The organism is Roseicyclus amphidinii, from assembly GCF_030163755.1.
GTDB lineage: Bacteria > Pseudomonadota > Alphaproteobacteria > Rhodobacterales > Rhodobacteraceae > Roseicyclus > Roseicyclus amphidinii.
Map to the genome: position 1 here is coordinate 41,431 of NZ_JASJOE010000021.1, position 13,769 is coordinate 55,199.

A 13,769-nucleotide genomic window follows, 5' to 3' on the forward strand; every position below is an offset into this window, starting at 1 on the left:
CGAGGGGGCTGTCTGCCCCCTCGCGCTCCCCCGACCGTATTTTCGGGAAGATGAAGCGACGGGCCGGGTCTGCTGCTGCGGACGGCCCCTGAGGGACGCAACATGAAGATCTGCATTTTCGGTGCCGGCGCGATCGGCGGCTACATGGGCGCGAAACTGGCCGAGGCGGGGGCCGAGGTGAGCCTCGTCGCCCGCGGCCCGCATCTCGCCGCGATGAAGGCCAACGGCCTGACCCTGATCGAGGAGGGCGAGACCAAGACCTTCGCGGTCAACGCCTCGGACGATCCGGCGGCGCTGGGGGTTCAGGATTACGTGATCGTCACGCTCAAGGCGCATTCGGTGCCGCCCGTCGTGGACAGGATGCAGCCCCTGATCGGGCCGGAGACGACCATCGTCTCGGGCGTGAACGGCGTGCCCTGGTGGTATTTCCACAAGATCGGCGGCCCGCTCGAAGGGACGCGGCTGGCCTCGGTCGATCCCGGTGACGCGCAGTGGGACGGCTTCGGCCCCGACCGCGTGCTGGGCTGCGTGGTCTACCCCGCCGCCGAAGTCATCGAGCCGGGCGTCGTCAAGCATATCGAGGGCAACCGCTTTTCGCTGGGTGAGCCCGACGGCTCCAAATCCGAGCGCGCGCAGCGCCTGTCCGAGGCGCTCGGCAAAGCCGGGCTGAAGGCCCCCGTCCGGCCCAAGCTGCGCGACGAGATCTGGGTGAAGCTCTGGGGGAACCTGTCGTTCAACCCGATCTCGGCGCTGACCCATGCCACGCTCGACGTGCTCTGCACCGATCCCGGCACACGGGCCGTGGCGCGGAACATGATGCTCGAGGCGCAGGAGATCGCCGAGAGCCTCGGCGTGAAGTTCCCCATCGACGTGGACCGCCGGATCGAGGGGGGGGCCGCCGTGGGCGCGCATCGCACCTCGATGTTGCAGGACCTCGACGCAGGGCGGCCGATGGAGATCGACGCGCTTCTGGGCTCGGTGCAGGAGCTGGGCCGCGTGACGGGAACCGCCACGCCCACCATCGACACCGTGCTGGCGCTGGTGCAGCTGCGCGGGCGGGTGGCCGGGCTTTACGGCTGACGCCGGGCGCGACAAGCCCGTTGCAACGGGCTTGCCAAGGCGCTTGCAAGCGCCTTGCCCCCGCCCTCAGGCGGCGGGGCGCGGCCAGAGGACCGGGAACCAATCCTCGCGCAGCACATGCCCCGGCGCCATGTCGTGCCCCGGAAAGGGCGGCGAGGTGCGGCCGGGCCGCTCGACATAGCGCGCGTCATCGCCCACCAGCCGCAGCGAGAACGCCCGTCTGCGCGCCGTCGTCTCGTTGCCCCGCGCGCCGTGCAGCGTCATGTAATGGAAGGCCACGGCGTCGCCCGGCTCCATCTCCCATTCCAGCACCTCCATCCCCTCGGCATCCGGGTCGGGGACCGGCATGTAGTCCTCCTCGTTGGGGTAGAAGCTCGTCTCGGCCAGCCAGCGTGTCGGCAGGACCGGCCGCGGCCAGAGATGCGAGCCCGCCACGCAGCGCAGGCTGGCCGTGGTCACCGGGTCGAGCGGCGACCAGAAGCTGACGGTCTGCCGCCCCTCGACGAAGTAATAGGGCCCGTCCTGGTGCCATGGCGTCGGCTTGGAGGTGCCCGCCTCCTTCACCAGCACATGATCGTGAAACAGCTGCACGCGGGACGCGCCCATCAGGTCGGCGGCGACCTCGGCGGCGGCAGAGGCGTGGATCACCTCGTCGAACTCGGGGATGCGCTGCCAGTTGCAATAGTCGTCGAAGAAGCGCCCGCCCTCGCCCGGCTTCAGGTTCTCGGCGGCATAGGGGCCGGGCTCGTCCATGTTGCGGGCGACGCCCGCGCGCAGGCGCTCGACATGATCGGCGAAAAGCCCCTTGATCAGCACCGCCCCGTCGCGGGCATAGGCGGCGATGTCGGCCTCGGTCACAAGCGGGTGGGGCATGGTCGATGGTCTCCTGTCCGTGTCGGTCCGGGTGAGGGGGGCCTCAGCGCAGCCAGAGACGCGCATAGGGCGGCAGGGGAATACGCCCGTTGCCGTCGCCGACCGGCGCACGCGACAGGGCATCCTCGAACAGGCTCGCACCATGCAGCGACGCCCAGTCCAGCGGCAGGCTCTGCCACTGTTCGGAGAAGTTGAAGACGCCGATCAGCGGCCCCGTCGGTGCCCGCCTTGCAAAGGCGAAGAGCGCGCGGTGGCCGGTCTCGAGGATCTCGGTGGGCACCGCCCCGTGGATCTCGGGCGTCGCCGCGCGGCGCGCCATGATCGTCCGCAGCCCGGTCAGCAGCCGTGCGGGCACCGAGGCCGGGTCGCTCTTCGCGGTCTCGACCAGCGCCCAGTCCATCAGCGGGCGGTGCAGCCAGCGGCTGTCATGGGCGTGGGGGGCGTAATCGGTGTAGCCGTAATCGTTCAGCATCCCCAGCTCGTCGCCCATGTAGATCAAGGGGATACCGCCAAAGGCGGCGATCAGCGCGTGGCCCATCAGCACCCGGTCGATGGCCCGGTCCAGCGCCACGGGGTCGCCCGCCTCCAGCGCCTTTTCCACCCCGGCAAGCGAGGCGCAGGTGCCGCTGATGCGCTTGTCGCCGGTCTCGGGGTCGTGCTGGAACAGTTCGCCCTTGGCGAAACTGCCGGGAAAGATGCCCTCGTAGAAATCCGACAGGAACGCGCGGTGCAGCGCCCCGTTCAGGCCCACCGCCGCGGCGTCCTCGTCGGTGACGGCCCAGCCGATATCGTCGTGACAGCGCAGGTAATTGGCATAGGTCGCGTTGTTCAGCGCGGGCGGGAAATGGGTGGCGAGCACATGGCTCATCATCCGCGTGTCACGCGCGGCGAGCGCCGACCAGATCTGCACCATGAGAGAGTTGTGATAGGCGAGGTTGCCCTCCTTGCCGTCATGGATGCCGCGCCCGAGATAGGGCAGCATCTCGGCCGGGCCGACGATGGCCTCCTCGAGGTGGATCACCGCGGGCGTCACGATCCGGCTGATCGCGCGCAGCGCCTGCAGGATCATGTGGCATTCCGGCTCCGACTGGCAGCGCGTGCCCAGCCGCTTCCACAGGAAGGCCACCGCGTCGAAGCGCAACACCTCGACGCCGCGGTTGGCGAGGAAGAGCATCACCTCGGCCATCTCGAGGAAGACGCGCGGATTGGCCCAGTTCAGGTCCCACTGGTGTTCGTTGAACGAGGTCCAGACCCAGCGGCCCATGTCCTCGTAGAAGGTGAAATTCCCCGGCGCATGGGCTGGAAAGACCTCGTGCGCGGTCTTCTCGTAGGCCTGCGGCAGGCTGTCGTCGGGGAAGGTCAGGTAGTAATCGAGATAGGCCGCCTCACCGCTGCGCGCGCGCAGCGCCCAGTCGTGTTCCTTGGCGGTGTGGTTCAGCACCATGTCGATGCAGACGCTCATGCCGCGGGCGCGGGCGGCGGCGACCGTCTCCTCGAACTCCGCCATCGTGCCCAGGTGCGGCGCGATCTCGCGGTAATCCTGCACCGAGTAGCCGCCGTCGTTGTCACCCTCGCGCGGCTTCAGGCAGGGCATGAAATGGATGTAGGTCACGCCCAGGTCGGCAAGGTAATCAAGCCGCTCGCGCACCCCCTTCAGGTCGCCCGCGAAACGGTCGATGTAGAACACGTAGCCGACCATGCCGGGGCGCTGGAACCAGTCGGGCTCGAGGTCGCGGGCCAGGTCGAGGCGTTTCAGCTCTGCCGGCCGCGCCTCCCAGGCCGCGCGCATCGCTTGCTCGAGCTCGGCACGGAAGGCGGCATAGCCGGGATGCGCCCCGTACAGCGCCTCCAGCATCGGCCACAGGTCATCTGCGCTGCGGGCAGCGCGCAACTCGTAAAGCTCGGCGTCGGTCACTGATGCGGTGATCGGGGCCCTGACGGCGGCGGTGGGGGGCGATGTGTCTCTCATGGCGCGCGACAGAAGCGCGCCCGCGCGTCCAATGCAAGAGGGCTTGACGCGACCGCCCGGCGTGACAGCTTGGCCACGATCCCCGGCAGGGTGGCGGCACCCCCGCGCAAGCGCCTTCCAAAGCGCTTTCAATTTTGCCGGAGGGGGAGTAGTTAGCGCTAACACGCGCCAGTCACGAGGCAGGGACAATGACCTTTCAAGATGCCCGCGGGGCCGAACGGATGCAGGACGCGATCCTGCGTCACCTGGGCTACACTATCGGCAAGGATGCCAGCCACGCAACGCTGCACGACTGGCGGCTGGCGCTCAGCTATGCCGTGCGCGACCGCATCGTGGACAGCTGGTTCGCCTCGACCCGCGCCGCCTACGAGGCGGGCGCGAAACGGGTTTATTACCTGTCGATGGAATTCCTGATCGGCCGCCTTCTGGGCGATGCGCTGGTCAACCTGCGCGCCGATGCCGAGGCGAAGGCGGCGATCGAGGGGCTTGGCCTGTCGTTCGACGCGGTGCTGCATGACGAGCCCGACGCGGCGCTCGGCAATGGCGGGCTTGGCCGGCTCGCGGCCTGTTTCCTCGAATCGCTCTCCACCCTCGCCTGCCCCGCGATGGGCTACGGCATCCGCTACGAACACGGCCTCTTCCGCCAAAGCTTCGAGCAAGGGCGGCAGGTCGAAGACCCCGAGACCTGGTTGCAACAGCGCCACGCCTGGGAATTCGAGCGCCCCGAGACCCTCTATCGCATCGGCTTCGGCGGCCATGTGACGGAAGGCGATGACGGCCGCATGGTCTGGACCCCCTCCGAGGCCGTGCTGGCCGAGGCCTATGACACCCCCGTCGTCGGCTGGCAGGCGGGCTGGACAAACACCCTGCGCCTCTGGGGCGCGCGGGCGGTCGACCCGCTCGACCTGCACCGCTTCAACCACGGCGACTATGTCGGCGCGGCCGCGCCCGAGATGCTGGCCCGCTCGATCAGCCGCGTCCTTTACCCCGACGACACGACCGAGGCGGGCAAGGAGCTGCGCCTGAAGCAGGAATATTTCTTCACCGCCGCCAGCCTGCACGACATCCTGCGCCGCTTCGACAGCGAGCATTCCGACATCACCGCCCTGCCCGACAAGGTGGCGATCCAGCTCAACGACACGCACCCAGCCATCGCCGGGCCGGAGCTGCTGCGGCTGCTGCATGACGAGCGCGGGCTGCCCTTCGAGCAGGCGCTCGACATCGCGCGGCGGGTGCTCAACTACACCAACCACACGCTCCTGCCCGAGGCGCTGGAGAAATGGCCGGTCGACCTCATGTCGCGGCTTCTGCCGCGCCACATGATGCTGATCGAGCGGATCGACGCCGATCACGCCGCCGCCTACCCCGCGCGTGAAACCCATGCCGTCTCGGACGGGCATGTGAACATGGGCGCGCTCAGCTTCATCATGGCCAACCGCGTCAACGGCGTCTCGGCGCTGCACACCGGGCTGATGAAACAGACCGTGTTCGAGGACCTGCACGCGCTGCACCCGAACCGGATCGTGAACCAGACCAACGGCGTCACCCCGCGGCGCTGGCTACACGCCTGCAACCCGCGGCTTTCATCGATCATCACGGGCGCCATCGGCGAGGGCTGGGTGGGCGATCTCGACCAGCTTGCCGGGTTCGAGGCGCATCTTGGCGATGCGGGCCTGCTCGACGCCGTGGCCGCGGCCAAGCGCGCCAACAAGGTGGCGCTGTCGAACTGGGTGAGCGAGACGCATGGCGTGAGCCTCGACCCCGACGCGATGTTCGACGTGCAGATCAAGCGCATCCACGAATACAAGCGCCAGCACCTCAACATCCTCGAGGCGGTGGCGCTGTGGCAGGCGATCCGCGCCAACCCCGAGGCGGGCTGGACCCCGCGGGTCAAGATCTTCGGCGGCAAGGCCGCCCCGGGCTATGTCTTCGCCAAGAAGATCATCCACCTGATCAACGATGTCGCCGCCGTGCTGAACGCCGACCCGGTGACAAGCCCCTTCCTCAAGGTCGTGTTCCTGCCGAACTACAACGTGACGCTGGCCGAGCGGCTGATCCCGGCCTCGGACCTGTCGGAGCAGATTTCCACCGCGGGCAAGGAGGCGTCGGGCACCGGCAACATGAAATTCGCGCTGAACGGCGCGCTGACCGTCGGCACGCTGGACGGGGCGAACGTGGAAATCCGCGATCATGTGGGGCCGGAAAACTTCTTTCTCTTCGGCATGACCGCCGAAGAGGTCATGGCCCGCCGCGCGATCCCCGATCACGCCGCGCAGGCCATCGCCGCCGACCCGCGGCTGGCCGCGGCGCTCGACGCGATCCATGACGGCGCGTTTTCCACCGGCGAGCCGGATCGCTTCCACGACATCACCGGCAACCTGCGCGGGCCCGATTACTTCCTCGTCTGCTCGGATTTCACCGATTACTGGCGCGCCCAGCGCGAGGTCGACGCGGCCTACCGCGACACCGCCGACTGGACCCGGCGGGCCGCGCTGAACACCGCGCGCTCGGGCTGGTTCTCGTCCGACCGGACGATCCGGGGCTACATGGCCGACATCTGGGGCGCGTCCCCGGTCGCGCGGCCGGGTTGACCTGTTCGGCCCCTGCTGTAGCGTCTTGCCCATGACCACAGGCCCCGACACCGCCGCTGCCGCCCACCCCCCGCCGGGGGCGGCGGCGCGCATTCTCGCGGGCACCCATGACGATCCTTTCGCGGTTCTGGGGCCGCATGGCACGGGCGCGGCCCGGCATGTGACCGTCTTCGATCCGGGTGCCGCCGCCATGGCCGCCGTGATCGGCGCGGCGGTCCATCCCCTCGCCCCCCTGCCCGATGCGACGGGCCTGTTCCACGGCCCCGTGCCCGGCGACGCGCCCTACGGGCTGCGCGCGACCGGCCCCGATGGCGCGCAATGGGACATGGAAGACCCCTATCGCTTCGGCCCCGTTCTGGGCGAGATCGACGAATACCTGATCGGAGAGGGCACCCATCACGCGCTCTGGCACGCGCTCGGCGCGCATGTGATGATGCATGAGCATGTCCACGGCACGCATTTCGCGGTCTGGGCCCCCAACGCCCGGCGCGTCTCGGTCGTGGGCGGGTTCAACGCCTGGGACGGGCGGCGGCATGTCATGCGCAAGCGCGGTGCCACCGGCGTGTGGGAGATCTTCCTGCCCGGCATCGGCGAAGGCGCGGCCTATAAATACGAGATCCTCGGGCCTGACGGCCGCGCGCAACCGCTCAAGGCCGACCCGGTCGGCTTCGGCTCGGAACATCCGCCCGAAAACGCCTCGGTCGTGCGCGACATCACCGGCTACGGATGGCGCGATGCGGGATGGATGGAAACGCGCGCGCAGGCGCAATCGCGCAGCGCGCCGATTTCCATCTACGAGGTCCACCTCGGCAGCTGGCGGCGCAAGGCCCATGGCCGCCGCATCAGCTACCGCGAAGCCGCCGAGGAGCTGGTCGCCTACGCCACCGGGATGGGCTTCACCCACCTGGAGCTTCTGCCGGTCAGCGAATACCCGTTCGACGGCTCATGGGGCTATCAGCCCGTGGGCCTTTACGCCCCCACCGTCCGCCACGGCCCCCCGCATGAATTCCGCGACCTGATCGACGCGGCGCATCTGGCGGGGCTGGGCGTGATCCTCGACTGGGTGCCGGGGCATTTCCCGACCGATCCGCATGGCCTCGGCCGTTTCGACGGCACGGCGCTTTACGAACATGCCGACCCCAAGGAAGGGTTCCACCGCGACTGGAACACGCTCATCTACAATTACGGGCGGCGCGAGGTGAAGAATTACCTCACCGCCAACGCCTTGTATTGGCTCGAGGAATACCACGTCGACGGGCTGCGCGTGGATGCCGTGGCCTCGATGCTCTACCGCGACTACTCCCGCGACGAGGGCGAATGGGTCCCCAACATCCACGGCGGCAACGAGAACCTCGAAGCGATCGATTTTCTCAAGGACATGAACATCGCCGCCTATGGCGCGCATCCCGGCATCATGACCGTGGCCGAGGAAAGCACCTCGTTTCCCAAGGTCTCCGGCCCGGTCCACGAGGGGGGGCTGGGCTTCGGGTTCAAGTGGAACATGGGCTGGATGAACGACACGCTCCGCTACATGGCCGAGGACCCGGTCAACCGGAAATACCACCACGACAAGCTGACCTTCGGCCTGCATTACGCGTTTTCCGAGAATTTCGTCCTGCCGATCAGCCATGACGAGGTCGTCCACGGCAAGGGCAGCATGTACACCCGCATGCCCGGCGACCACGCCACCAAGCTTGCCAACCTGCGCGCCTATTACGGCTTCATGTGGGGGCATCCGGGCAAGAAGCTTCTCTTCATGGGGCAGGAGTTCGGCCAACAGGCCGAGTGGAACCACGACGCGGAAATCGGCTGGCATCACCTAGACGATCCGGCGCACCGCGGCCTGCAACGGCTGGTGCGCGACCTCAACACCCTCTACCGCGGCACGCCCGCGCTGCACGTCAAGGACGCCGATCCCGACGGCTTCCAGTGGCTCGAGGGCGGTGACGCCGACCAATCGGTCATCGCGTGGATCAGACGCGGCGGGCCGGATGACACACCGGTCGTGATGCTGACGAACTTCACCCCCGTCGAACGCCCCGCCTACCGGATCGGCCTGCCGCAGGCAGGACCGTGGCGCGAGGCGCTGAACACCGACGCGGCGCTCTACGGCGGCGGGAACCGCGGCAACATGGGCCGGATCGAGGCGACGGAGGGCGAAAGCCACGGCCAGCCCGCCCATGCGCAACTCACCCTGCCGCCGCTCTCGACCCTGTTCCTGACACCTGAGGACTAGACCCAGCGCCGCGGGGAGGCGGCGCACCGAAACGGGAGGAAGAACGACAATGGCCGGACCATCCCAAAGGCTCGTCTCACGCTCCATGGCCTTCGTGCTGGCGGGCGGGCGCGGCAGCCGCCTGATGCAACTGACCGACCGCCGCGCCAAGCCGGCCGTCTATTTCGGCGGCAAGGCCCGCATCATCGACTTCGCGCTGTCGAACGCGCTGAACTCGGGCATCCGCAAGATGGCCATCGCCACGCAATACAAGGCGCATTCGCTCATCCGCCACTGCCAGCGCGGCTGGAGCTTCTTTCGCGCCGAGCGCAACGAATACCTCGACATCCTGCCCGCCTCGCAGCGCGTGGACGAGGTTCACTGGTACCAGGGCACGGCGGATGCCGTGTTCCAGAACATCGACATCGTCGACAGCTATGACGTGGATTACGTCGTGATCCTTGCGGGCGATCACATCTACAAGATGGATTACGAGGTGATGCTGCGTCAGCACCGCGACACCGACGCGGATGTCACCATCGGCTGCCTCACCGTCCCGCGGGCCGAGGCCAGCGCCTTCGGCGTCATGGCGATCGACGCGCAGGACCGGATCACCAGCTTCCTCGAAAAGCCGAAAGACCCCCCCGGCACGCCCGAGGACCCGAATGTCACCCTCGCCTCGATGGGGATCTATGTCTTCAAATGGGCCTTCCTGCGCGACCTGCTGATCCGCGACGCGGAAGACCCCAACTCCAGCCGCGATTTCGGCGGCGACCTGATCCCGCAGATCGTGGCGGGCGGCAAGGCGATGGCCCACCGGTTCGAGGCGTCTTGCGTCCGCCATTCGCCCGAGGCCCCCGCCTATTGGCGCGACGTGGGCACGGTCGATGCCTACTGGAAAGCCAACATCGACCTGACCAGCTTCACGCCCGAGCTGGACCTGTGGGATACCAACTGGCCGATCTGGACCTATTCCGAAAGCGTGCCGCCCGCGAAATTCATCCATGACGAGGCCGACCGGCGCGGCAGCGCGATCTCCTCCATGGTGTCGGGCGGCTGCATCATCTCGGGCACCGAGGTGCGCGAGTCGCTGCTCTTCACCAATGTCCACACCAATTCCTACTCGCAACTGGTGCGCGCGGTCGTGCTGCCCAACGTGGTCGTGGAACGCCACGCGCGGCTCAAGAACGTGGTCATCGACCGCGGCGTCGTCATCCCCCGCGGCCTTGTCGTGGGCGAAGACCCGGAGGAGGACGCCAAGTGGTTCCACGTGACGCCAAGCGGCGTGACCCTCATCACCGAGGAGATGATCGCCAAGTGGCACGCCGCAAGATGAAGGTCCTCTCCGTCACCTCGGAATGCGCGCCGCTGGTCAAGACCGGCGGGCTGGCCGACGTGGCGGGCGCGCTGCCCGGCGCACTGGCGCCGCTTGGGGTGGAGATGCGGACGCTTCTGCCGGGCTATCCCAAGGTCATGGCGGCGGCGGGCAAGGCGAAAGCGGTCTGGCAGGACGCCGACCTTTTCGGCGGCCCGGCCCGACTGCTGGCGGCCAGGGCCCATGGCCTCGATCTGCTGATCCTCGACGCGCCGCATCTCTATGACCGGGCGGGCGGCCCCTATACCGACGCGGGCGGGGCCGACTGGCCCGACAACCCCGAACGCTTCGCAGCCCTCAGCTGGGTCGCCGCCGAGATCGCGGGCGGCGCGCTGACGGGCTGGCAGCCCGACATCCTGCACGCCCATGACTGGCAGGCAGGGCTCGCGCCCTGGTATCTGCGCGACCGGCATCCGGGCAGCAGCGCGCGCTCGATCCTCACGATCCACAACATCGCCTTCCAGGGGAAGGCAGGGGTGGGCAGATTGCCCGCCCTGCGCCTGAAGCCCGAGGGGATGACGCAGGAGGGGTTCGAGTTCTGGGGCGACATCAGCGCGCTAAAAGCAGGGCTCGTCGCCGCCGACAGGATCACCACGGTCAGCCCCACCTACGCGGACGAGCTGCTGACGCCCGAGTTCGGCATGGGCATGGACGGCCTGTTGCGCGCGCGCCAGCACGACCTGTCGGGCATCCTGAACGGTGTCGATCTCGACGCATGGACGCCCCCCTACAAGACCCCCGCGGGCAAGCGCCGCTACAAGGCGCAGCTTCGCCGCGCGATGGACCTGCCGCAGGCGGACGGCCCGCTTTGCGTCGTCGTCTCGCGGCTGACGCATCAAAAGGGGCTCGACCTTCTGCTCGCGGCCCTGCCCCGCCTGATCGACGAGGGCGGCCAGCTGGCGCTTCTCGGCTCGGGCGACCCGGCGCTCGAACGCGCCTTTCTCGATGCGGCGGCCCACCCCGATGTCGCCACGCGCATCGGCTATGACGAAGACCTCGCCCATCTCCTGATCCGGGGCGGCGACGCGATCCTTGTCCCCTCCCGCTTCGAGCCCTGCGGGCTGACGCAGCTTTACGGGCTGCTCAACGGCACCGTTCCACTGGTCGCCCATACCGGGGGCCTCGCCGACACGGTGATCGACGCCTCGCCCGCCGCGCTGCGCATGGGCGTGGCAACCGGCCTGCAGCTGCATCCGATTTCGGCAGACGCGCTTTCGCGCGCCTTCGACCGGCTGACCGCGCTTTACAGGCAACCCGATCTGTGGCTCAGGATGCAGAAGAACGCGATGCGCGCGCCTGTCGGCTGGGACCAATCCGCCGCAGACTACAAGGCGCTTTATGACGGCCTGATCCTGAGCTGATGACAACAGATGTAACGATTTCCGCCGGCCGGGCCGCGCCGCTCGGTGCCATTTTCGACGGCGAAGGGGTGAACTTCGCCGTCTTCTCGGCCCATGCCACGCGCATGGTGCTGTGCCTGTTTGCCGAGGACGGGCGAGAGACGCATCGCATCCCCCTGCCCGAGCGCGACGGCGACGTCTGGCACGGCCATATCGCGGGGCTGCGCCCCGGCCAGCGTTACGGCTACCGCGCCCACGGCCCCTACGCGCCCCATCAGGGGCACCGCTTCAACCCCAACAAGCTGCTGATCGACCCCTACGCCCGCCGCCTCACGGGCCAGCCGCACTGGCACGATGCGCTCTATGGCTATGACATCGCCCGCGATGACCTGAGCTTTTCCACGCTCGACAGCGCGCCCTTTATGCCGCGTTCGGTGGTGGTGGACCCCAGTTTCAGCTGGGGCAATGACCGCCCGCCCGAGACACCGGTCGAGGAGAGCGTGATCTACGAGGCCCATGTGAAGGGCCTCACGCGGCTGCACCCCACAGCCTCGCCCAAGGGCCGCTTCCTCGGCCTCGCCTCCGACCCGATGCTGGAGCATTACACGAAGCTCGGCATCACGGCGGTGGAGCTTCTGCCGGTCCACGCCTTCGTCGACGACAAGTTCCTGCACGACAAGGGGCTGACGAATTACTGGGGCTACCAGACGCTCGGCTTCTTCGCCCCCGACCCGCGCTACCTGTCGGGCGATGACATCTCCGAGTTTCAGCAGATGGTCGCGCGGCTGCATTCCGCGGGGATCGAGGTGATCCTAGACGTGGTCTACAACCACACCTGCGAGGGAACCGAGCTTGGCCCGACGCTGGCCTTCCGCGGCCTCGACAACGCCAGCTACTACCGGCTGGCCGAGGACCGGCGCTTCTACATCAACGACACCGGCACCGGGAACACGGTGAACGTGGATCACCCGATGGTCCTGCGCATGATCATGGATTCGCTGCGCTACTGGGTCGAGGTGATGCATGTCGACGGCTTCCGCTTCGACCTCTGCGCCACGCTGGGCCGCAGGGGCAACGAGGGTTTCGACCCCGGCGCGGCCTTCTTCGACGCGGTGCGGCAGGACCCGACGCTGGCCCGCGTGAAGCTGATCGCCGAGCCCTGGGACATCGGGCCGGGCGGCTACCAGCTGGGCGCGTTCCCGCCGCCCTTCCTCGAATGGAACGACCGCTTCCGCGACGCGGTGCGCCAATACTGGCGCGGCGACGCAGGCCAGGTTCCGCGGCTCGCGGACCGGATCACCGGCTCGGCGCAGCAGTTCGACCACTCGGGGCGGCCCGCGACCTCATCGGTCAACCTCATCACCGCCCATGACGGTTTCACCCTGACCGACGTGGTCAGCTATGACACGCGCCACAACCACGCCAATGGCGAGGGCAACCGCGACGGGCACGGGGCGAATTATTCCGACAACATGGGCGTCGAAGGCCCCACCGCCGACCCCGCCATCCGCGCCGCCCGCGCGCGTCGCAAGCGCAACATGCTGGCCACGCTGCTGCTGTCGCAGGGCGTGCCGATGCTGCTGGCGGGCGACGAGATCGGCAACACGCAATCGGGCAACAACAACGCCTATGCGCAGGACAACGAGATCGGCTGGATCGGCTGGGAGGGCGCGGACGAGACGCTGACCGAGGCGGTCGCGGCCCTGATCGCCTTCCGCCGCGCGCATCCGATCCTGCGGCAGAAACGCTTCCTGCACGCCCGCGAACGCGCCGTCGACGGGCTGCCGGACCTGTTCTGGTGGCGCGAGGACGGGGCCGAGATGACCGATGCCGATTGGCATGACGACACCCGCCGCCTCCTCTGCGTCGAGAAACGCACCGCCGCCGGAACCCCGCCCTATGCCGCGCTGGAAACCGCGGTCTTCCTTGTCTTCAACGCGGGTTCAGCCACGTCGGTCACCCTTCCCCCCGCCCCCCGCGGGATGGGCTGGGTCGCCCGCATCGACACGTCCGAGGACGCCGTCGCCGTCGAACGCCCCGCCGCGGGCCGCATCGCCTGCCCCGCCGACTGCGTTCTGGCGCTGGTGCTGGAGGCGCAGGCGTGAACGACCCCGTGATGCAGCTGGCCGAGGCCATGGGCCTCCTGCCCCGCTACACCGACCAGACCGGGCTGGTGCGCGAAACGGGCCGCGAGACCGCGCAGGCGCTGCTCGCCGCCATGGGCATGGAGGCCGCGACCGAGGCGCAGGCCACGGCGCTCGATTCGTTCTACGTCGACGGCATTCGTCGCAACATCCCGTTCCTGTCGGCGCTGATGAACCATCCG

8 protein-coding genes and 1 pseudogene are annotated in these 13,769 nt (G+C 68.4%); 7 read left to right on the forward strand and 2 right to left on the reverse strand.

The genetic code is table 11. The features are described from left to right. Positions 1-102: 102 nt before the first annotated feature. Positions 103-1,080, forward strand: a complete 978-nt coding sequence (locus QQK83_RS09220) for a 2-dehydropantoate 2-reductase (RefSeq protein ID WP_284263590.1) — start codon at positions 103-105, stop codon at positions 1,078-1,080. A 66-nt stretch (positions 1,081-1,146) separates the two neighbouring features. Here QQK83_RS09220 and QQK83_RS09225 read toward each other — a convergent pair whose 3' ends face one another. Beyond that, a complete protein-coding gene (locus QQK83_RS09225) occupies positions 1,147-1,953 on the reverse strand; it encodes a phytanoyl-CoA dioxygenase family protein (protein ID WP_284263592.1) in 807 nt (268 codons plus the stop codon). Positions 1,954-1,996: 43 nt separating this feature from the next. After that, positions 1,997-3,922: an amylosucrase gene (locus QQK83_RS09230; RefSeq protein WP_284263593.1), complete on the reverse strand. Its 1,926-nt coding sequence runs from the start codon at positions 3,920-3,922 to the stop codon at positions 1,997-1,999. A 188-nt stretch (positions 3,923-4,110) separates the two neighbouring features. Here QQK83_RS09230 and QQK83_RS09235 point away from each other — a divergent pair, with 188 nt between their 5' ends. The 6 genes and pseudogenes from QQK83_RS09235 to QQK83_RS09260 form a co-directional block, all read left to right on the forward strand. Next, positions 4,111-6,513 carry a glycogen/starch/alpha-glucan phosphorylase gene (locus QQK83_RS09235; RefSeq protein ID WP_284263594.1) on the forward strand — a complete coding sequence of 801 codons (2,403 nt, stop codon included), beginning with the start codon at positions 4,111-4,113 and terminating at the stop codon, positions 6,511-6,513. Between the two features lie 31 nt (positions 6,514-6,544). Further along, positions 6,545-8,749: a 1,4-alpha-glucan branching protein GlgB gene (gene glgB / locus QQK83_RS09240; RefSeq protein ID WP_284263595.1), complete on the forward strand. Its 2,205-nt coding sequence runs from the start codon at positions 6,545-6,547 to the stop codon at positions 8,747-8,749. A 49-nt stretch (positions 8,750-8,798) separates the two neighbouring features. Beyond that, on the forward strand, positions 8,799-10,064 hold the full coding sequence (gene glgC / locus QQK83_RS09245) for a glucose-1-phosphate adenylyltransferase (RefSeq protein ID WP_284263596.1): 1,266 nt from the start codon (positions 8,799-8,801) through the stop codon (positions 10,062-10,064). Then, positions 10,061-11,464, forward strand: coding sequence for a glycogen synthase GlgA (gene glgA, locus QQK83_RS09250; protein ID WP_284263598.1), 1,404 nt, complete (start codon positions 10,061-10,063; stop codon positions 11,462-11,464). The genes glgC and glgA overlap by 4 nt, the downstream gene beginning before the upstream one ends. Beyond that, the gene (gene glgX, locus QQK83_RS09255) at positions 11,464-13,548 is read left to right on the forward strand and encodes a glycogen debranching protein GlgX (protein ID WP_284263601.1); all 2,085 of its coding nucleotides are present in this window, start codon (positions 11,464-11,466) and stop codon (positions 13,546-13,548) included. Before glgA ends, glgX begins: the two co-directional genes overlap by 1 nt. Then, positions 13,545-13,769 (forward strand): annotated as a pseudogene (locus QQK83_RS09260) (hypothetical protein); the annotation flags it as partial. The gene glgX and the pseudogene QQK83_RS09260, both read left to right, overlap by 4 nt.